This window comes from Rhodopseudomonas sp., assembly GCF_048594845.1.
Classification (GTDB): domain Bacteria; phylum Pseudomonadota; class Alphaproteobacteria; order Rhizobiales; family Xanthobacteraceae; genus Rhodopseudomonas.
On sequence record NZ_JBMDXE010000343.1, the window covers coordinates 1 to 20,250 of the forward strand.

Here is a 20,250-nt window from a genome sequence, read left to right on the forward strand (position 1 = left end):
GCACTACTCGGACTACGGCATCCTGATCACCCGCACCGACCCGACCGTGCCCAAGCACAAGGGTCTGACGATGTTCTTCCTCGACATGAAGAGCCCCGGCGTCGAGGTGCGGCCGATCAAGCAGGCCAACGGCAATTCCGATTTCAACGAGGTGTACTTCACCAACGTGCGGATTCCGGATAGCCAGCGCCTCGGCGCGGTCGGCGACGGCTGGAACGTGTCGCTGACGACGCTGATGAACGAGCGCATGTCGATCGGCGCCAATGTCGCCACCGGTTTCCCCGAGCTGTTCGACTACTGCAATTCGCTGACTCTCGACGGCACCCCGGCGCTGGACGATCGCGCGGTGCGCAGCAAGCTGGCGAACTGGGCCGTGAAGGCGAGCGGGCTGAAGTACACCAGCTTCCGCTCGATCTCGGCGCTGTCGAAAGGCCAGCGTCCTGGTCCGGAGAACTCGATCGGCAAGCTGGTCGCGGGCTCGATGATCCAGGAAGTCGCAATGTACGCGCTTGACCTGCAGGGCGCCGCGGGCGTGCTGAGCGCGCCCGAGGACGCCGACGTCGGCGGCCGCTTCCAGGCGATGCTGCTGCGCTCGCCGGCGACCCGCGTCGAAGGCGGCACCGACGAGATCCTGCGTAATATCATCGCCGAGCGCGTGCTCGGTCTGCCCGGCGACATCCGTGTCGACAAGGACGTGCCTTTCAACCAGATCCCGACGCGGGGGCGGGCCTAAACGATCGCCGCATGCGCGGCACCTCATCCTGAGAAGCCCGGCGCAGCTGGGCGTCTCGAAGGATGAGGATGAAAAGCTCATGGTTCGAGACGCGCGCAATGCGCGCTCCTCACCATGAGGGCCGAGACAAGAACAAAGTGACGAGAGGCTGAGATGAATTTCGACGATACCCCGCAGGAAGCCGAGTTTCGCGCCAAGGCTCGGGCGTGGATCGACGCCAACGCGCCGAAGCAATACGAGCAGGAACTGGCTAAGTCCGGCCTCGGCCGCATCAGCCTGAAGAATGCCGATATCGTCGAGGTCGGCAAGGCGTGGCAAAAGAAGAAGGCCGAGGGCGGCTGGTCGTGCCTGACCTGGCCCAAGGAATACGGCGGCCGCGGCGCCACGCCGATCGAGAAGGTGATCTGGCAGCAGGAAGAGGGCGTCTACAGCAAGCTCACGCAGCCGTTTCAGATCGGCGAGGGCATGTGCGGCCCGACCGTGATGGCCTATGGCAGCGAGGACGACAAGCGCAAGTACTTGCCGAAGCTGGCTTCGGGCGAGAACATTTGGTGCCAGCTGTTCTCCGAGCCGGCCGGCGGCTCCGACGTCGCGGGCCTGCGCACCCGCGCCGAGAAGGACGGCGATGACTGGATCATCAACGGCCAGAAGATCTGGACCTCGGGCGCGCACTACTCGGACTACGGCCTGCTGATCACCCGCACCGACCCCAATGTGCCGAAGCACAAGGGCCTCACCATGTTCTTCCTGGACATGAAGAGCCCCGGCGTCGAGGTGAAGCCGATCAAGCAGGCCAACGGCATGCAGGAATTCAACGAGGTGTTCTTCACCAACGTGCGGATTCCCGACAGCCAGCGTCTCGGCGCGGTCGGCGACGGCTGGAACGTCTCGCTGACCACGCTGATGAACGAGCGCATGTCGATCGGCGCGCGGCTCGCGACCGGCTTCCCGGAGATCTTCGCGTTCTGCAACGATATGGCCACCGAGAACGGCCCCGCCATCAATGATCCGGCGGTGCGTAGCAAGCTGGCGAGCTGGGCCGTCAAGGCCAGCGGCTTGAAGTACACGTCCTATCGTTCGATCTCGGCGCTGTCGAAGGGCGAGCGTCCGGGACCGGAGAACTCGATCGGCAAGCTGGTGGCCGGCCCGATGCTGCAGGATATCGCAGCGTTCGCGATGGACCTGGAAGGCGCCGCGGGCGTGTTCACCGATCCGGCGGAAGCCGAAGCTGGAGGCAGCTTCCAGGCCATGCTGCTCGGCTCGCCATCGATGCGCATTGCGGGCGGCACCGACGAGATCCTGCGCAACATCATCGCCGAACGCGTGCTCGGCCTGCCCGGCGACATCCGCGTCGACAAGGACGTCCCGTTCAACAAGATCCCGACCAAGGGGCGCGGTTAGTTTCCCGTGTCCTGGACGCGCTGCAGCGCATTGCGCTGCTGCGCAGATCCGGGACCCCGGTCTGTGCGCCGACAAAATCACCGGGGCCCCGGATCAGCAGTGCACCACGCCGCAAGGGCGGCGCGCTGCACCGCATCCGGGGCACGCTTCGTGACATGAAAGAATGGATCGCCAATGACCGCGGAAACCACTCGTCCTGCCCCGATCGACGTCTTCGAAGACCTGATGGCGGCGCGCTATTCGTGTCGCGGCTTCAAGTCCGATCCGGTGCCGCGCGCCACGATCGAACGGATTCTCGGCGCAGCGCAGAAGACGGCGTCGTGGTGCAACAGCCAGCCGTGGCAGGTGGTGATCACCTCCGGCGAGGCGACGACGAAGTTTCGCGAGGCGATCTATCCGGCTGCTGCCGGGGGCGCCCCGATGACCGGCGATTTCGAGTTTCCGCGCGAGTATCGCGGCGTGTATCTCGATCGCCGTCGCGAGAGCGGCTTCCAGCTCTATAATGCGGTCGGCATCGCGCGCGGCGACAAGACCGCCGCTGCCAAGCAGGCGCTCGAGAATTTCAACTTCTTCGGCGCGCCGCATGTGGCGATCATCACCAGCGACGAAGCGCTCGGCGTCTATGGCGCGGTCGATTGCGGCGGTTACGTCACCTCGTTCATGCTGGCCGCGCAGGCCCTCGGCGTCGCCACTGTGCCGCAGGCAGCGCTGGCGTTCCACGCCGGGCTGGTGCGCAAGCATTTCAGTCTGGGCGAAGACCGCCGAGTCGTCTGCGGCATCTCGTTCGGTTACGCCGACACCGAGCACAAGGCCAACAGCTATCGCACCAATCGCGCCGCGCTGGGCGAGGTGGCGACGTTCGTCGGAGAGTGACGTAGGCGGCGCTGGTGCCTTCGCTCAAAACCGCGGCGCCCGCTTTTCCGTAAAGGCCGCGATGCCTTCGCGGATCTCTTCGCCGCGCATCGAGGCACGGGCGCGGCTGTCGGCGGCTTGTTCGTCGAAGGCCTGCCGCGCGAATTCGTTGATGGCGCGTTTCATGCCGGCCACGGCGTTCGGCGCGTTGCCAGCGAGAATCGTCGCCAGCGCATCGACTTCACGATCGAGCCGGTCCATGGCCGCCATCTGCGTCAGGTAGCCGATCCGCAGCATTTCAGCGGCGTCGATCCGCTGCGCTGTCAGGAATAGCTTCTTGGCGTTGTCGACGCCGAGCCGCGTGACGTAGCGCTTGATGCCGCCCGGATAGTAGTGGAGCCCCAGCCGCGCCGCCGGCATGAACATCTCGGCGCTGTCGACGCCGATGCGGAAATCGCAGGCGAGCGCCAGATCGATCGACCCACCATCAACGCCGCCGTTGAGACGGCAGATCGTCGGCACCCGGAGCTGCTCGAGGCGATCGACCACTTTCTCGAAGGCCGCACCTGACGATTCGCTTTCGGCGTCGCTGGTCGCCCGCTCGGCGATCTGGCCGAGATCGAACCCGGCCGAGAAGGCGCGGCCTGTGCCGGTGAGCACCAGGACGCGAACAGAAGGATCGGAGTCGATCTGCGCGAACTGTTCGAGCAGGGCGGCGAGGTCGTCGGCCAGCAGGCGATTGAGGTGCTTGGGCCGGTTCAGCCGAATGAGCGCGCGGGGACCTTCAATGGTGAGAAGCGGCGTGCTGTCGCCGTTCATGTCCGACATCAATGGCCTCCGAGGACGGGCAGGTGGGCGAGGACGTTGTTTCGAGCCGGCAGCGGTGCGTTCCAGGCCCGACGATTGCTCCAATGCCCGTGACGCCGCCCTATAGTCAATGATTCACACCGTCCGGGCCGGTGGCGTTCCCGGTAGCGGGTTGTTTATAATCGTGTTCGTTTCAACATGTATTCCAGGCCGTTCGAAAGGTCTGGAAGCGCCGCAGGGACTTTTGTCCGCAGCGCGTGTCGGCGTCTCGGTCTGGTTCTCGAAGACAGGTTGGCCAATGGATATTGCCCATATCGCCCAGCATGCCGGCATGGCGGGCAGCGTATTCGCGACCATCTTCGTGGTCGCCACCGCCACGATGCGGACCATGATCCCGCTTCGCGTGTTCGGCATCCTGACCAATGCAATGCTGATCGCGGTCTCGATCCCCACCCACAACTATCCGACGCTGGCGCTGCACGCGGTGCTGCTGCCGGTCAACGTCTGGCGGTTGCACCAGATGCTGCAGCTCGTCCGCGACGTGAAGAAATCGGTCAATAGCGATCTGTCGATGGAATGGCTCAAGCCGTTCATGACGGAACGGAAGTGCGCCGCCGGAGAGGAGCTGTTCTACAAGGACGAGCGGGCCGAGCACATGTTCTACATCGTCAGCGGCCGCTTCCGGTTGGTCGAGTCCGGCATTGAATTGCCGGTCGGCGCGATCGTCGGCGAACTGGGCATGCTGTCGCCGTCCCACACGCGGACGCAGACGCTGGAATGCATCGAGGCGGGTGTCGTGCTCGGCGTCAGCTATCGTCAGGTCGAGGAGCTGTACGTGCAGAACCCCGAGTTCGGCTTCTACTTCCTGCGGCTCGCCAGCGCCCGGCTGTTCCAGAATATCGAGACGCTGGAGGCACGGTTGGCGCAAGCTCACGTCGGGGTGCCGGCCGAAGTCGCGAGCGAAACAGCCTAGCGCGGCGAGGGCGAAGCGGTGGCAGGCTACATCGATGCGTTGCGGTCCACGCTTGCCGAGCTGCTCGGCGAGCGGGACCGTGTCGTATCGCTCGAGATTCCGGCCGGACTCTCCCCGGAGGTCGACCGGCTGGTGCGCGAGGCTGTGGGGCGGCTGGTCGAATATCAGAACCGCCGTTACGCGCAGCTCTATCTCGAGCGAATCGGCCGGTTCGCTCGCCGCCTTGATATCGGCGAGGATCTGCTGATCGAGATTGCGCGGCTCATGGCGGCTCGGATGACCTATGAGGATCCGATCCGGCTGGCGCAGCTCGCGCTGATGGAGGCGGCGATCGGACCAGATGGCGTTCCGCGCAACCGGGTCGATCGCAAGTGCCGGTTTCGCATCGACGAAGTGGTCTCCGCACTGCCGATCGTCGTTGCCAAGCCGCTTCTCAAGGTACTCGGCGCGCTCGGCTGGCAGCATATGCCGATCAAGATCCGGTTCAACGCTACCGATTGGATCGGCATTCGTCGGCTGCGGGTCGAAGCGTGGCTGCGGCGCTGGAGGATGCTGTCGATCCGCTTCGCGCAGGAGCGGATCTGGGTCGAGCGCTGGCTGCACATGATCGACCGCTGCCTTGCCAAGCGGCCGGAGGCGGTGTGGGCCGTGCTGCAGAGCGCAACGATGATCGGTGGCTACGGGGATGCTTACCGTTACGGCCTCGCCAATTGGACACTGATCATCGACAGCCTGGTGAAGCCGGTGTTCGCTGGCACGCTGGAGCTGGACGATCTTGCGGCTGCGATTGCCGAAGCGCGCGGCGCCGCCGTCCCGGATCGGCGCCAGACCGCGCTGAAACGGACCATCGCGGCCATTCGCGGCCGCGCCAGCGGAAGTATGCTTCCGGCGTCGGCGTTGCCTTGAAACGTTGCGGGCCGGCTAACCTCAATCTCCAAGAAAGTCGTTCGCTGCGAAGTCGTGAAGTTTCCGCCGCGTGCATTCCGGAACCAGAAGTGTCATAAAGGAGCCACGGTCCTTGACCGGTTGAGATGCTCAGCGCCCGCGCGGGGCTCCGGACGACGAACAGCGCCCGCCTGTTCATGCCGTGATGCTTCCTCGGGCCCAGGCAAAGGGCGTGAGATTGATCCTTCCCCAATTGTCGTCGACGGTCTCCGTTGGTGCGCTCGTCGGATGGATGCTCGTGCTTACGCTGAAGCACGTCGTCGCCGACTTCTATTTGCAGAACAAATGGATGGCGATGGGCAAGGATCAGAAGACCGGCTGGGCGCTGCCGCTTCTGGCGCATTGCGGCGTGCATCTGGTGCTGACCACCGCCGTGATGCTGGCGATTGCTCCGCGCTACTGGTTCATCGGTGTGATCGACTTCGTCATCCATCTCGCAATCGATCGCGCCAAGGGTTTCTGCGTCTCGCATTTCAACGTCACGCAGGAGTCGCGCTGGTTCTGGTGGCTGATCGGCACCGACCAGGCGCTGCACCACCTCACCGGATTCGGACTGTCGGTGGTTTTGGCTGCCAATCCCTGACAGCGCTTTAGCGCTGCTGCAAAGCCGAACGAGCCGACGCGCGAGCGGGGCGCCATTCGCTGGCGGATGATCGGTTTGGCAGGTGTGCTTAACAGTACCGGTATTACTACCAGGGCTCGTGTTAACTCCTGAATGATGGCTCGCGCTTAGCGTTGCAAGCTGCAGGATGCCGGCTTGTATCGGTACCTGATTTCGGTCAGCGGGGACCGAGGTGATCATGGCCGGAAACTACCTCTACGAGCTCGATTTTATCTATTTCTTCTATGGGCTGGCGTTCATCGCGCTCGGCACGTTGTGCTTTATCGTGGCCCGTAGCAGGCCGGCCGGTGGCCCCACCGTGCGCATGATCGGCCTGTTCGGTATCGTGCATGGCATCGCCGAGTGGATCGCCATGGCGACTCTCCTCGCTGGCGACGCCGCAGAGTTCTCGGCTCTGCGTTCCGCGCTGGTGATGGCTTCATTCATGCTGCTGACCGAAGCCGCGCGGCGGGGTGCCATCCGCTTCAGGCATCGCGCGCCCGGACGTTGGATCTATGTGGTCGGTGCCATCGTCCTCGCGGCCGTGGCCTACATGGCCGGCATCAGGACCGCCGAGATTCTGGCGCGCTATTCGTTCGGCCTCGTTGGCGCTCTTGGTACAAGCGCCACGATGTTCGCCGGTCGCAACGACTACGACCGCGCCATCCGCCCGATCAAGATCGGCGTGGCGGCGTCCTTCGCAGTTTATGGCATCGCCACCGCGATCGGTCCGGCAGCGTGGTTCTGGCCGGCCAATGTCGTCAACGAAGCCTGGTTTGCAAACCTGACCGGCGTGTCCATCCAACTGATCCGCGGTGCGACGGCGGTTGTTCTCTCCCTGATGGCGTCGGTCGCATGGGGCTCCCTGCTCATCCAGTCCGTCGACTCGCGATTGTACAGCGCATATCTGAAGCGTCTCGCGGTGGGTGCATTGGCGACCTTGCTGATCATTCTGACGCTCGGCTGGAATCTCACCAGCTTCATTGGCGATCTGTTTCGCGAGAAGATCGAGAGGGAAGCGATCGCGGAAACGGACGTGCTGACCGGACGGATTGCTCGCGAAACCGCAACGCTCGATGCGATGGTGCAGGTGCTGGCCGGCCAGCCGCTGGTCGCCGATACGCTCCGCGATGCCAACTCGGCAAATACCGCGCGCCTTCAGGCGGTTCTGGATCTCAACGTCCGCGCGTCGGGCGCCTCGCTGGCGGCGATTTTCGACAGCACGGGCAGCTTGTTGGGGTCGACGGAGCGGAGGCAGCTCGAACCTCTGGGTGTTCCCAATCGCCAATCCGAGCCGTGGTTCGCCGGCGCGGTGCGGACCGGGATAGGCCACAGCCTGGATATCGATTCAACCGGCGCGCGATCCTACGTCACGGCTTATGCGGTACGCTCCTCGAGCGGGGCCGTGATCGGCGTAGCGATGATGGAGAGTTCGCTGGAGTCGCTGGCCACTCATCTGCGCGCCTTCGATCATCTGTTCTTCGTCATCGATGCGCGCGGCGTCATCCTTGTCAGCAACCGTCGCGCAGAGTTGCAGCGGACGCTGTGGCCGCGGCCGGAGCTGCCGCCGCAGAGTTTGAGCGAGCAGTTCGGCGCTCCTGTCCGCCCCTCGGTTCTAGCCCACGAAGTGCAGGGGGGCGAGTGGAGCACGGTCGACGGACGCCCCGGCTACGTGGTCCGGAAGCCGATTGGAGCGACCGGATGGTCCCTGGTGCTGAGTATCCCCACGACGGACATATTCGCAGGGCGCTTGCTAGGCCTCGTCATCACGCTGCAGATTGCCGTCGCGGTGCTGGTGTATTTCATCGGGCGCGAGCGAAGCGTTCGCGATCGGATTCTACGACTGCGTCGTGTTCAATTGCATCATCGCGCGCGCAAGCTTGCCCAGAAAGCCTCGACTGATGCCCTGACGGGTGTGCCGAACCGCTTCATGTTCGATGAGCGCCTCCAGGAGGAAGTGGCACGCAGCGAGCGCACGAACGCGCCGTTCTCGCTGGTGCTGCTCGACGTCGACCGCTTTAAGGCGATCAATGACGCCTACGGCCATCCGCGAGGTGATCAGGTGCTGGTCCAACTGGCCCGCACGGTCAAAGCCAACGTCCGTCAGACCGATCTCCTCGCCCGCTGGGGCGGTGAGGAGTTTGTGCTGTTACTGATCGACACCGAACTGGCCGGCGCTGCCGAGGTCGCCGAGAAGTTGCGGGTGCTGATTGCGCATACGCCGTTTGAGCAGGTCGGCACCGTTACATCGAGTTTCGGAGCCGCTGAATTTCGTCCCGGCGATTCTCCATCCGGCGTCCTTGCCCGCGCCGACCAGGCGCTTTACCGCGCGAAGCTGCATGGTCGGAATCGGGTCGAACTCGACGGCGAACTCCTGGCCAACGTCCCTTTGGTACCGGACATGCCGCAAGACAGTCCGCTGGCCAGCAACAATCGCAAGGCATCAGCGCGCGGATAACATCCGACGCACTTTCAGAACCGTCACGCGAGCGGCTTAAGCGCTGAGGCGATCGTCGCCCGCGCCGAACGAAGGCGGTTCGGGCTGCGGGAGGTGCGAAGCGATCCTGGCGTTGGCCTTGGCGAACTGCTGCTGGAATGCCAGCCCATCCTCCAGAACCCGAGCCATCGCGCCGCTGAACCAGTCCTGATATTCGCGGAGCGCGTCGAGCGGGGTTGCCGCCTGGCTGATCCGCTTCGCGGTCTCGAGCGCCGCGTGGGTTCCGACCCGGCGGCGTTCGAACCAGCCTTCGGCAAATTCCTTCATGTTGGCGAGGATTGTTTCCTCGTTCTCCCAGAACGTGATTCCGGCCGGCGCGTAGGACTTGGCGCTGGATGTCAGCAGATTGGGAAAAAGCGTCACGGGATAGCTCATCTGAATCCTCCATCGTGACTGGGCAATGCGGACCCGACGCCGTATTTATCGGACGTTAACGCCGATCCGGCCGTCACGGTGATCAATTCCGGGCGATCCGAAAAACGTGATCGCGTTTTCGTTCCATGCGAATCGGATGGGGCGGGTCGGAGGTATCAGAGGGGATAGTTAAGAGCTCATTAATAACTTCGATCGCATCCTCAGCATCGTAGTCGCCTCGGAGTAACGCCGATGTTGTCGAGCCGTGAAGCCTTCGAAAACGACCACTGTCCTGTCCGGGACGATCTCCTCGGTGCGATGTATCGCGCCAATGAGAACGGACTGCCGGCCTTGGTCGAAAGTGTCTCTTCCGACGTCCGTGCCCAACTTGCGCTGTTCTGCTATCGCCGTGCGCATCTCCATGCCTTGGCACTCACCATCGCGGCAAGCTGCGACGAGCGCGATCTGATCCATCATGGTGGTCGGGTCGGTTCCGTGCTGGCTTCGCTGGCGCGGGAAGCGGTCAAGCCTCGGCATCGTCCGCCCTCGGCGTATAGCCATCGCAAGGCGATCACGCTGTCGACCAAGCCGCTGTCCAGCTTTGCGCCGCTCGATCAGGACGATCTCGAAGACGACGAGACGCAGTCCTCGGTGAGCGAGACGGGGCTGGTCGGGCTGGCTTAGGCCGGGCGCATATCCGGCAGTGGCGGAAGCTTGTACCTCCGCCGGGCCATGGTGCATTCCGGATCGCCCGGCTGGCAGTCACGGCAAACCTCAGGCCGCAGCGCATAGATCGTGCATGCGGTGGCCTCCCCAATTTGCCCGCTGAGAGCGGCGCAGCGGTCGTTGTCGCAGCGCATGCCAGACAAACGGTCGTTGACGAGTGCCGCAGGGATCGCGTCGAGCGCGGCATCGTCTTCGATCGTGAAGCGCGGCCAATTCGCCGAATAGGCGCAACACGCGCCGCAGCTTTGGCAGGGGCTGACGGCTTCGGTCGGAGCAGGGGCGGTCATCGGTGCTCTTTATCCCGCCCAGGGCGATCGCGAAACCGCCCGAACGGGGAGAACGGCGAAATCGCCGTTACTCCCTTGGCTGTGTGGCGGCGGCCAGCATCGCCTCGAGTTCGGCGATACGGATATCGCGCGTGGTGATCGCGGCGGCCACGTCGGCGGCATCGAATTTTTGCGGGATATGCTGGGGGCAGTTGCTATCCCAGGCCTCGACGTCGAACAGGATCGCCTGTTCGGGGCGCGCCTTGTAGCCCTTCGGCATCAGCCGTCCGATCAGTTCCGCATCGTCCTCGATCACCCTTGCTCGGCCCCAGATCTTGATGCGTCGGCGATGCGCATAGTCGATGACGAACAGATAGGCCTTCGGGTTCTCGGCCAGATTGCCTTGGGTAATGAACTGCTGATTGCCCTTTAAGTCGGCAAAGCCGATGGTGTGCTCGTCGAGCACGTGGAGAAAGCCGGCCGGTCCGCCGCGATGCTGAATGTAGGGCTGTCCGTCAGCGCTCGCGGTGGCGAGCAGCACGCTGGTCTGGGCGCCGAGGAAAGCCGCCAGGTTGTCGTCGATCGTGGTGGCCCAGCCACCGTTGCGTTCGACGCGCGCATAGGCTTCGCGCGATCCCTTGCGGGCCTGGATCGCCTTCACGGCGGGGGTGAAGGCGATGTCGCTGGAGACGTGCAGTGTTTCGGTCATGAGACCCTCCTGCTTGCTGTCTCGCCATAGATCGTTCTCTTTCCGGGGCGGAACAATCAGTTGATTTGACACTTCATTGTTGCGCGGTTTGAAAGAGTTGCATGGACCGCCTCGAAACCATGACGGCCTTTGTGGCGGTCGCCGATCTGCAGGGCTTTGCGCCGGCGGCGCGAAAGCTCGGCCTCTCGCCATCCGCGGTGACCCGAATGGTTGCCGCGCTTGAACAGCGGCTCGGCACACGGCTGCTTCAGCGGACAACGCGCTCGGTGGCGCTGACCGACACCGGGGCACGCTATCTCGAGCGGGTGCGGCGGATTTTGGCCGACGTCGCGGAAGCGGACGGTTCCGCGTCGGCCGAGCGCGTGACGCCAGCAGGCCGGTTGGTGGTGTCGGCGCCCGTCGGTTTCGGCCGGCGCTATATTGCACCGCTGCTGTCGGACTATCTGCGGCGCTATCCTGAGGTGACGGGGGAGTTGCGGCTGTCCGACCTGATGATCAACCTTGTCGAGGATGGCGTCGATTGCGCGGTACGAATTGGTCATCTCGCGGATTCGAGTTTGGTGGCCCGGCAGCTGGGCGCGATGCGGCGGATCGTCGTGGCGTCGCCGGACTATCTGGCTGAGCACGGCGTGCCTGCGACGCCGGCCGATATCACGACGCACGACATCGTTCACTTCGGTCAGACCGGAGCACAAATTGATTGGCGCTTTGTGGTCGACGGCCGCGACATCCGTGTGCCGTGTGCACCGCGCCTCGTCAGCAATGTCGCCGATGTCGCGATCCTGGATGCGGAGAGGGGCGGTGGCTTGACGCGCGTGCTGGCCTACCAGGCCGCTGACGCGATCGCGGCGGGGAGGCTGCAGATAGTCCTTGCGGACTACGAGGTACCGCCGTTGCCGATCGCAGTCGTCTATCCGACCTCGCGGTTGCTGTCCGCCAAGGTGAGGGCCTTCATCGACCTGGCTGTGGAGGCGGGAGATTGGCGGTTCGGTGGCGATGCAGAGCGGAGCGGGACGTGATGGCGGATCTGTGCGATCATTTCGATGGGCCGCCGCGCCGCGAAGACGTCGCGCCGGGCGCCGCGCTGCTGAGCGGCTTTGCCAGGGCCCACGAATATGAGCTGCTCGCCGCAATCGACGAGGTGGTGGCGCGCGCGCCGTTCCGGCACATGATGACGCCGGGCGGTCATACGATGTCGGTGGCAATGACGAGCTGCGGAACGGCCGGGTGGGTCACCGATCGGCGCGGCTATCGCTATTCGCCGGACGATCCCGAGAGCGCTACGCCGTGGCCACAGATGCCGGCGGTGCTCCGTGATCTCGCGCGACGTGCGGCCGCGGAAGTCGGCTTTGCGGGCTTCGATCCGGACGCCTGCCTGATCAATCGCTACGTGCCCGGCGCCAAGATGGCGCTGCATCAGGACAAGGACGAGCGCGACTTCTCCGCGCCGATCGTGTCGGTGTCACTCGGCTTGCCGGCCGTGTTTCAGTTCGGCGGCATGGCGCGCAGCGACAAGCCGCGCCGCTACGAACTGCGCCACGGCGACGTCTTCGTCTGGGGCGGTCCGACGCGGCTGGTGTATCACGGCGTGCTGACGCTGAAGGATGGCGAGCATCCGCTGCTCGGCCGTCAGCGTATCAATCTGACGTTCCGCAAGGCGCTGTAACGCGCGGCGTCAGGCCGCCAGGTCCATTTCGGCGATCCCGGCTGAGACCAGGCTGTCACGGCTGATGTCGGCAATCTTCCGCGCGCCGGTCAGCGTCATCGCCACGCGCATTTCCTTGTCGATCAGCTCGAGCAGCTTGGCGACGCCCTTTTCACCCGCTGCGGCGAGTGCGTAGACGAAGGCGCGGCCGAGCAGCACGGCGTCGGCGCCCTGTGCCAGCATGCGCACGACGTCGAGGCCGGAGCGGATGCCGGAATCGGCCAGCACGGTGAGATCGCCTTTGACCGCGTCGGCGATCGCCGGCAGCGCCCGCACCGTCGACAGCACGCCGTCGAGCTGACGGCCGCCGTGATTGGACACGACGATGCCGTCGGCGCCGAACCGCACCGCGTCGCGTGCGTCCTGTGGATCAAGGATGCCCTTGAGGACCATCTCGCCTTTCCAGCTGTCGCGGATCCACTGCAGATCGCGCCAGCCGATCGACGGATCGAAATTGGCGCCGAGCCAGCCGACGTAATCATCCAGCTCGATCTTCTTGTTGAGATACGCACTGACATTGCCGAGGTCATGCGGCCGGCCGCGCAGGCCGACGTCCCACGCCCAGCGCGGATGGCTGATTGCCTGCAGCATGCGGCGGATCGAGGCATGTGGGCCCGACATGCCCGAATGCGCATCGCGATAGCGCGCGCCCGGCACCGGCATGTCGACGGTGAACACCAGTGTGCGCACGCCGGCCGTCCAGGCCCGCTCCAGCGCATTGGCCATGAAGCCGCGGTCCTTCAGCACATACAGCTGAAACCAGATCGGTTGATCGACCTGGCTCTGCACCTCTTCGATCGGGCACACCGAGACGGTCGATAATGTGAAAGGGAGGCCGCGCGTCGTTGCCGCGCGCGCCGCCTGCACCTCGCCGCGGCGCGCGTACATGCCGGTGAGACCGACCGGCGCCAGCGCAACAGGAAGGCTCACGTCACGGCCGAACAGGCGCGTCGACAGATCGACGGCGCCGACCTCCTTCAGCACGCGCTGCCGCAGTGCCAGCCGCTGCAGGTCTTCGCAATTACGCCGCAGCGTCTGCTCCGCATAGGCGCCGCCGTCGATGTAGTGAAACAGGAACGGCGGCAGGCGGCGGCGTGCGGCTTCGCGGAAATCCAACGGCGAGGAAATGATCATGGCGGGCGTTCACTCCTGAGCGATGTGTTGTTGTGCGCGCGACGCCCGGCGTTGGCGTTGCGTGTCGTCTTCGATTCGTTGGAGTCGATCCTCGACGAAGGCGAGATGCCGGCCGGCGGCGTCGCGGGAGGCGTCGGCGTCACCGCCGACCACGGCATCGAGGATCTCGCGATGCTGATCGTTGAGTTCGTCGAGGATGCCTGGCAAATGATAGAGCCCGCGCAGGCTCTCCGAGATACTGGCTTCCAGCAGTCCGAGCAGCCCGCTCATCACTTGTTGCAGCACGACGTTGTGAGCTGCGGTGCAGACCGCCATGTGGAAGGCGGCGTCCAGCCGCGCCTGTGAGTCCAGATCGTCGGCCTTTGCGTTCACCACGGCCTGATAAGCGTCGGCGAGCCGTTTCCTGTCCGTTTCGTCGGCGCGGAGCGCAGCGAAATAGGCGGTCTCGCCTTCGATCAATTTGCGGATTTCCATCACATCGCGCCAATAGCCGGCTTCGCTACGCGCCAACGACGCCAGGGGCAGCAGCGCTGCCCGCAATGGGTCGGACGCATCGGGGGCTGACACAAATGTGCCGCCGCCATGCCGGCTGACCAGCAGGCCGCGGCTGGCGAGTTGCCGGATGGCTTCACGAAGCGTCGGGCGCGACACACCGAGATCTGCAGCAAGCTGCCGCTCCGAGGGCAGCCGATCGCCTGGCGTCAGGTTTTGGGCGGCAATCAGCGCTTCGATCTGCCCCGCAATGGAAACCATGAACGTTGCAACCCTTGAGATTTGGTAAGGCCACTTTGCGTGGTGTCGAGCGCTGGACTTGCGCATTTTTGCCGTATAATCTTCCATTTGATCTCGATCAAGCGGTATATTGGTCAGACCAATTCTGTGGCGACCGCGGATAGAAGTATGAAGGAAGGCCTGATGCGGAGCCGGCCCGCCAAAGCGCGGACTCCGATGATGCAATCGGCCGCTGGTCGGCTGCGCTGGGCGGCGCGGCGGCTGGAGCTCCGCGCCATTGGTCTTGCTCCCGAACAGTTCAGCCTCGAGGAAGGGGCGCGCGCCGCAGTCGCCGTCGCCGTGCCGCTGCTGATCGCCGTCGGCTCGGGACAAAGTTGGATGGGCTGGTCGGTGTTTGCGGCGTTCTGGACCTGCCTGTGCGACAGTCCGGGCTCGGATCGCTTGCGGCGTCGCCTGCTGCTGAGCTTCGTCGTCTTCGGCGCGCTGATTAGTTTCGGCGGCGCGTGGGCCGCGTCGTTTGCGCCGGGCGCCGGATTGATCGCGGGGCCGCTTATCGTGTTCGCGGTAATCCTGCTGTCGTCGTCCGTCGCCTACGGCGCGCTGCTCGGGACGCTACTCGCCGTGGTGGGCGTGGTCGCGGTCGGGTTTCCGCGGCCGCTCAATCTGGCGGCGGTGCAGGCCACGGCCTTCCTGGCCGGCGCCGGATGGGCGTGGCTGCTGATCAACCTGATCTGGCGGATCGACCCGGCGGCGCCGCTGCGCCAAAACGGCGACGCGGTGCTGGCGCGCCTCATCGACATGACAACCGATCTGCTGGCGATCGGCCGCGGCTCGCATCGCGATAAGCAATGGCACAGTGAGCACGCCGAGCACCGCCGCGCGGTGCGGCTTTCGCTGGAGCGGCTGCATGGATTGCTCGGCCGCTATGCGGGCGAACCTGACGACGCGACCGAGCCGACCCAGCGCCTACTGGAATTTGCCGAGACCGTGTTCAGCGCGCTGATCGCGCTGGACCAGGCCTTCATCGACGGGCTTGGCTCGGCGCAGGAGCGGGCGGCTGTCACACGCGCGTTCGGCATTGATCTCCGATACGTGCGTCGCGTCCGGCACGATCCGGCCAAGCTGATCAACGTGCGGCGTGGCCCCTCGCGACTCGCTTTGCTACGCGTGCGTCTATCCGATCCGCTTCTCGCCGGATGCGTTGTCGCCCTCGAAGATGCGTTGGTCCTCATGGCTGACCGCGGCCGGCGCCGGCCCCCGGAAGACTTAGCTGCACAGAAAGATCGTTCGACGTGGCGTGACAAATTACGCCCCGGCCTGCGCCAGGCGGCACGGCAATCGGCCGGCGTAGTGGCGATGTACGCCGCGGCGCTCGCGTTCGATCTCGGCTATCCGTATTGGGCGACGATGGCGGTCGTCGTGGTTCTCCAAGGCGGCGTCCGTTCGACATGGACGCGTACAATCGAGCGCATTCTGGGGAGTTTGCTCGGCGGCTCGCTGGCGCTACTGCTGCTCAGCGTCGTCGATGCCAAGCCGTTGTTGTCAATGATCGCGATCGTTCTGGCGACGGCCGCGATTGCGCTCCGCAGCGTCAACTACACGGCGTTCGTCGTGTTTCTGACGATGCTGTTCATCATCGTCGCTGAGATGTTGCAGCCGGGGACCGGCATTGCCTCGGCCCGTATGCTCGACAATGTCATCGGCAGCATCGCCGCGCTGTTGTCGGTGGTCGTGTTCTGGCCGGAACTCGGCCCGCCGCTGCAGGCGCGGATCGAGCGGAGCCACAAAGCCAACCGGGCCTATCACGATGCGGTGCTGTCCGACGCGCCGCTCGAGACCATTCACCGGCTGCGCCGCGCCGCCGGCATGGCCAGCATCGAGGCGGAGATCGCGCTGCACGATCTCGGCGGCCTGCTACGCTGGCGGCAGCGGCTGTCGACCGAACAGGCCGCCGTGCTGATGGACGTCCGCCGTCTTGCCGGCCACGCGGCTGTCGCGTGGCATCAGCGCCTCGCGGCGTCTTTTCAGCAAAGCGGCAGGCCCGGCGGCGATCAGCGCAACCCGCTCACGGCTTCGCCGGGTGAATGAACGGCCAGGGACTGGCTTCGCTGTCGCGCGGGACATCGATGGCGATCAACTGCGGGCCGCCGGCGGCTAGGGCCTTCTCCAGAGCAGGGCGAAAGTGATCGGGTGAGGTGACGCGCGAGGCGCCAACACCAAACGACTCGGCGAGCTTGACGAAATCCGGATTGACCAGATCCGACGCCACCACGCGGCCGTCGAAACCGGTGAGCTGATCGCGGCGGACGTTGCCGTAGGCCGAATTGTCGAACACCAGCGTCACCACGCCGATCTTGTACTGCACGGCGGTCGCCAGCTCCTGCACGCCGAACATGAAGCCGCCGTCGCCGGTGATCGCCACCACCGGCTTGTCCGGGCAAGCGACCTTGGCGCCGAGTGCGGTCGGGAAGCCGGAGCCGAGCGTGCCTTGATAGCCGGAGGTGAGGAAGGTGCGCGGCTGATAGATCGGGAACCCGTACCAGGAGGCGAAGCCGACCTGCGACAGCTCGTCGGTGACGATGGCATCGTCCGGCAGCACGTCGCGCAGGATCTTCAAATACGACATCTGCGGCTGGATCGCCTGGATATCTTGCTGCGTCTTCGCAGTCGCGGCGCGGATCACCTCGCGCCGGCCCTTGGTCTTGCTATAGCCGACCTTGCTGACCGCATCGGCGAGCGCCCGCGCGCCAGCCTTGGAGTCCGACACGATCGCCGCATCGGCCGTGTAGCGGCGCATCTCGGCGGGATCGATGTCGATGCGCACCGACTTCAGCCCGTCAGGCTTGAACGGCCAGCGGAACGTGGTCGGCAATTCCATGCGGCTGCCGATGCCGATGATCAGATCGGTCTGCGGCCACAGCTGATACGCTGCCGCAAAGGTCAGGCCGAGTTCGTGGCGGTTGCTGACGATGCCGCGGCCGGAGCGGAACGCGACCACCGGCGCGTCGATCATCTCGGCGAGTTCGAGGATCTCGTCGCCGGCCTCGAGCGCGCCGGCGCCGACGAAGATCATCGGCGCCTTGCTGCCGGCGATCAACTTCGCCGCCGCGGCAACGCGGTCCGGATCTGGCGCGGGTGGCGTCACTGGATCGAGCTTCAGCGCAGCGGCGGTCTCGGCGCGCTGCATGAAAACGTCCCATGGCATTTCCAGCGCCACCGGCCCGCGCCGGCCGCTCATCATCTCCTGGAACGCCCGCGCCACCAGCGCCGGCGCTTGGCCGGGATACTCGATGCGCTCGGCCCATTTGATGAAACTGCGTAACGTCGCGAGCTGATCCGGCATCTCGTGCAGATGGCCGCGGCCCTTGCCCAGATAAGCACTCGGCACCTGGCCGGTCAGGCACATCACCGGCTCGTTGCAGCCGACCGCGGTGAGCAGCGCCGCGCTCGCGTTCAGCACGCCGGGCCCGGGCACGACGCTGAACACGCCCGGCTTGCCCGACGCGCGGGCATAGCCGAATGCCATGTAGCCGCAGGCCTGCTCGTGCCGCGCGCCGATCACTTTCATCTGCGCCTTGGCGAAGCCGTCGAACAGGCCGTAGATCTGGGCGCCGGGCAGGCCGAACACGGTGTCGACGCCGTGCGCGACCAGACCCTGCACGATGGCTTCGCCGCCGGTGATGACGCTCATGATCTATCCTGTGACTTGGAGTGAGTGATTAGTCGGCTTCGTCGACCACGCCGTTGCGCAACACGCCGATGCCGTCGGCTTCGACCTCGATGACGTCGCCCGGCTTCAGATACACCGGCGGCTCGAACCGCGCGCCGGCGCCGGACGGCGTGCCGGTGACGATGATGTCGCCCGGCACCAGCGTGGTGAAAGTCGAGATGTAATGGATCAGGTAGCGGAACGAGAAGATCATCCGCGAGGTGCGGTCGTCCTGCCTGGTCTCGCCGTTGACGCGCGTGGTGAGGCGAATATCGGCGATCTGCGATTCATCTTTGTAGGGCACCAGCCACGGGCCGAGACTGCCGGTGTGGTCGAAGTTCTTGCCCTGCGTGACGTTGAACTTGGCGTGGCGCACCCAGTCGCGGATGGTGCCCTCGTTGCACAGCGTGATCGCCGCGATGTGGTTCAGCGCATCGGCCTCGGCGATATGCCGGCCGCCTTTGCCGATCACCAGCGTGAGCTCGCCCTCATAGTCGAGCAGCTTCGACGCCTTCGGCCGCACCAGCGGCGAGCCGTGGCCGACGAAGGAGCGCGGCGTGCGCATGAACATCGAGGGGAATTTCGGCGCCTCGCTGCCGTCCTTGTATTCGGCGTTGCGGTCCGGATAGTTGACGCCGACGCAGATGATCTTCTCGGGCTGCGGGATCGGCGGCTCGAACTTCACCGCGTCGCGGGCGAAGTCCGGCGCGGTGTGGTCTGCCTCGTCGACGATCTTCGTCAGGGCGCCAGCCGCGATCACCTCGCGCAGCGTCGGATAATCGTTGGCATGGCGCGCCGACAGATCGACGACGCCATGATCGCACACCGCGCCGTAGCGCGTGAGGCCGTTGACGGTGAAGGTGGCGAGGCGAGGGGTGGTCATGGCGGCGGGTCCTTGGCTTTTGTCGTCACCCGCGAATGCGGGTGACCCAGTATCCCAGAGCGGTCATGGTTCGAACCGGTGCCCTGGCATATTGGATCGCCCGGACCAGCCGGGCGATGACGGGGGTCAATTCGCGATCACCACGTCGGCTACAAACACCGGCTCGCGCACCTCCTGACCCAGAAATTCCGAGCCTTGTTCGAACCAGGAGCGCGGAGCGGGGGCGCCCCACAGGGTCTGGCGGCGCGGGTCGCGCAGCGACCAGCGCAGCGGCTCGTGGTCGTGATCCATGGTCTGGTAGTCGCTGCAATACAGCTCGATGCGATGGCCATCGGGATCGCGGATGTAGAGGAAGAACGCGTTGGAGATGCCGTGGCGGCCGGGGCCGCGCTCCAGATTGTCGATGTAGCCGTTCGACGCCATCACGTCGCACAGATGGATAATGTTGAGCGGGCCGGGCACCCAATAGGCGAAATGATGCAGACGAGGGCCCTTGCCGTTGGTGATGGCGAAGTCGTGCACATTGCCCTTGCGGTGCATCCAGGCAGCGGCGATGCGACCATCGTCGCCGTCTTCCTCGGCGTATTCGGTGAGGCGGAAGCCGAGCCTGGCGTAGAAGTCGATGGTGGCCTGCGTCTCGGCGGCGAACACGTTGAAATGGTCGAGCCGCTGCGGATGGCAGCCTCTGTAACGTTCGTAACGGCGAAGAAGATGCGGCCGCTTGTCCATCGTGGCGTAAAGCTCGAGCCGGAAGCCGAACGGGTCGGTGACATGCAGGGTGCGGCCTTGGAACGGCCGATCGACGAACGAGTACAGCACGCCGTTCTCGGCGAACCAGCTGCCGGCCTTGTCGAGATCGGCCTCGCTTGCGACCTTGAAGCCGAGCCGCGCTGCCGCGGCCTTGTCGGCTTTGCGCAGCACCACCGAGTGATGCTGATGTTCCTCGCTGCCGCGCAGATAAGCCGTGGTCTCGTCGCGATCTTCGACATGCAGGCCGACGATGTTCTCGTAGAAATCGACGCTCTTGCCGAGGTCGGTGACGTCGAGCACCACATGGCTGGAGCGGATGATGTTGAACGGCGGATCGAACACGTGTTGCGGCACCGGCATCGGCGAGTCCCCAGGAGATTGTTAGTTTACTGTATTAGCGTTCGTCATTCCGGGCTCGGGCGTCGCGCGCCCCCGCAAGAAGTGAGTGTGTCTCTGCACAAACCCCCGCCCCC

General features: G+C 65.0%; 20 protein-coding genes. 11 read left to right on the plus strand and 9 right to left on the minus strand.

Annotated features, from left to right (window positions below; translation table 11 throughout):
- The 3 genes from ACOJTD_RS23000 to ACOJTD_RS23010 form a co-directional block, all read left to right on the plus strand.
- Window positions 1–733, plus strand: a 733-nt coding sequence (locus tag ACOJTD_RS23000; RefSeq protein WP_420135167.1) for an acyl-CoA dehydrogenase family protein, incomplete at its 5' end; no start/stop codon positions are given.
- A gap of 153 nt (window positions 734–886) precedes the next feature.
- On the plus strand, window positions 887–2,134 hold the full coding sequence (locus ACOJTD_RS23005) for an acyl-CoA dehydrogenase (protein ID WP_420135168.1): 1,248 nt from the start codon (window positions 887–889) through the stop codon (window positions 2,132–2,134).
- 225 nt (window positions 2,135–2,359) lie between these two features.
- Window positions 2,360–3,007 (plus strand): nitroreductase, encoded by a 648-nt coding sequence (locus ACOJTD_RS23010; protein ID WP_420135184.1) that lies wholly within the window; start codon window positions 2,360–2,362, stop codon window positions 3,005–3,007.
- Between the two features lie 24 nt (window positions 3,008–3,031).
- Here the strand turns inward: ACOJTD_RS23010 and ACOJTD_RS23015 are convergent, their stop codons facing one another.
- Window positions 3,032–3,814: an enoyl-CoA hydratase/isomerase family protein gene (locus tag ACOJTD_RS23015; RefSeq protein ID WP_420135169.1), complete on the minus strand. Its 783-nt coding sequence runs from the start codon at window positions 3,812–3,814 to the stop codon at window positions 3,032–3,034.
- A 277-nt stretch (window positions 3,815–4,091) separates the two neighbouring features.
- Here ACOJTD_RS23015 and ACOJTD_RS23020 point away from each other — a divergent pair, with 277 nt between their 5' ends.
- From ACOJTD_RS23020 to ACOJTD_RS23035, 4 genes are all read left to right on the plus strand, one after another.
- Window positions 4,092–4,766 carry a Crp/Fnr family transcriptional regulator gene (locus ACOJTD_RS23020; protein ID WP_420135170.1) on the plus strand — a complete coding sequence of 225 codons (675 nt, stop codon included), beginning with the start codon at window positions 4,092–4,094 and terminating at the stop codon, window positions 4,764–4,766.
- A gap of 18 nt (window positions 4,767–4,784) precedes the next feature.
- Window positions 4,785–5,672, plus strand: coding sequence for a DUF6537 domain-containing protein (locus ACOJTD_RS23025; protein WP_420135171.1), 888 nt, complete (start codon window positions 4,785–4,787; stop codon window positions 5,670–5,672).
- Between the two features lie 217 nt (window positions 5,673–5,889).
- Window positions 5,890–6,294 (plus strand): DUF3307 domain-containing protein, encoded by a 405-nt coding sequence (locus tag ACOJTD_RS23030; protein ID WP_420135185.1) that lies wholly within the window; start codon window positions 5,890–5,892, stop codon window positions 6,292–6,294.
- 217 nt (window positions 6,295–6,511) lie between these two features.
- A complete protein-coding gene (locus tag ACOJTD_RS23035) occupies window positions 6,512–8,770 on the plus strand; it encodes a sensor domain-containing diguanylate cyclase (RefSeq protein ID WP_420135172.1) in 2,259 nt (752 codons plus the stop codon).
- Window positions 8,771–8,806: 36 nt separating this feature from the next.
- On the opposite strand, the gene ACOJTD_RS23040 is transcribed toward ACOJTD_RS23035, so the two are convergent.
- A complete protein-coding gene (locus ACOJTD_RS23040; RefSeq protein ID WP_420135173.1) occupies window positions 8,807–9,184 on the minus strand; it encodes a hypothetical protein in 378 nt (125 codons plus the stop codon).
- A 231-nt stretch (window positions 9,185–9,415) separates the two neighbouring features.
- Between ACOJTD_RS23040 and ACOJTD_RS23045 the strand changes: the two genes are divergently transcribed.
- Complete coding sequence (locus ACOJTD_RS23045; protein WP_420135174.1) at window positions 9,416–9,847, plus strand: hypothetical protein; 432 nt, start codon at window positions 9,416–9,418, stop codon at window positions 9,845–9,847.
- On the opposite strand, the gene ACOJTD_RS23050 is transcribed toward ACOJTD_RS23045, so the two are convergent.
- Entirely contained in the window at window positions 9,844–10,176 is a 333-nt protein-coding gene (locus tag ACOJTD_RS23050) for a YkgJ family cysteine cluster protein (RefSeq protein ID WP_420135175.1), read from the minus strand. The two genes, ACOJTD_RS23045 and ACOJTD_RS23050, sit on opposite strands and share 4 nt — an antisense overlap.
- 67 nt (window positions 10,177–10,243) lie before the next feature.
- Complete coding sequence (locus ACOJTD_RS23055; RefSeq protein ID WP_420135176.1) at window positions 10,244–10,864, minus strand: pyridoxamine 5'-phosphate oxidase family protein; 621 nt, start codon at window positions 10,862–10,864, stop codon at window positions 10,244–10,246.
- A 101-nt stretch (window positions 10,865–10,965) separates the two neighbouring features.
- On the opposite strand from ACOJTD_RS23055, the gene ACOJTD_RS23060 reads away from it, so the two are divergent.
- The gene (locus ACOJTD_RS23060) at window positions 10,966–11,883 is read left to right on the plus strand and encodes a LysR family transcriptional regulator (RefSeq protein WP_420135177.1); all 918 of its coding nucleotides are present in this window, start codon (window positions 10,966–10,968) and stop codon (window positions 11,881–11,883) included.
- A complete protein-coding gene (gene alkB / locus ACOJTD_RS23065) occupies window positions 11,883–12,530 on the plus strand; it encodes a DNA oxidative demethylase AlkB (protein ID WP_420135186.1) in 648 nt (215 codons plus the stop codon). The genes ACOJTD_RS23060 and alkB overlap by 1 nt, the downstream gene beginning before the upstream one ends.
- Window positions 12,531–12,539: 9 nt before the next feature.
- On the opposite strand, the gene lldD is transcribed toward alkB, so the two are convergent.
- Both lldD and ACOJTD_RS23075 read right to left on the minus strand, forming a co-directional pair.
- A complete protein-coding gene (gene lldD / locus ACOJTD_RS23070; RefSeq protein ID WP_420135178.1) occupies window positions 12,540–13,703 on the minus strand; it encodes an FMN-dependent L-lactate dehydrogenase LldD in 1,164 nt (387 codons plus the stop codon).
- Between the two features lie 9 nt (window positions 13,704–13,712).
- Complete coding sequence (locus ACOJTD_RS23075; RefSeq protein ID WP_420135179.1) at window positions 13,713–14,543, minus strand: FCD domain-containing protein; 831 nt, start codon at window positions 14,541–14,543, stop codon at window positions 13,713–13,715.
- A gap of 75 nt (window positions 14,544–14,618) precedes the next feature.
- On the opposite strand from ACOJTD_RS23075, the gene ACOJTD_RS23080 reads away from it, so the two are divergent.
- Window positions 14,619–16,523, plus strand: coding sequence for an FUSC family protein (locus tag ACOJTD_RS23080; protein WP_420135180.1), 1,905 nt, complete (start codon window positions 14,619–14,621; stop codon window positions 16,521–16,523).
- Here the strand turns inward: ACOJTD_RS23080 and ACOJTD_RS23085 are convergent.
- From ACOJTD_RS23085 to hpaD, 3 genes are all read right to left on the minus strand, one after another.
- A complete protein-coding gene (locus tag ACOJTD_RS23085; protein ID WP_420135181.1) occupies window positions 16,501–18,126 on the minus strand; it encodes a thiamine pyrophosphate-dependent enzyme in 1,626 nt (541 codons plus the stop codon). The genes ACOJTD_RS23080 and ACOJTD_RS23085 overlap by 23 nt on opposite strands.
- Before the next feature lie 28 nt (window positions 18,127–18,154).
- Window positions 18,155–19,027, minus strand: coding sequence for a fumarylacetoacetate hydrolase family protein (locus ACOJTD_RS23090; protein WP_420135182.1), 873 nt, complete (start codon window positions 19,025–19,027; stop codon window positions 18,155–18,157).
- Between the two features lie 126 nt (window positions 19,028–19,153).
- Window positions 19,154–20,137 carry a 3,4-dihydroxyphenylacetate 2,3-dioxygenase gene (gene hpaD / locus ACOJTD_RS23095; protein ID WP_420135183.1) on the minus strand — a complete coding sequence of 328 codons (984 nt, stop codon included), beginning with the start codon at window positions 20,135–20,137 and terminating at the stop codon, window positions 19,154–19,156.
- Between the last annotated feature and the right edge of the window lie 113 nt (window positions 20,138–20,250).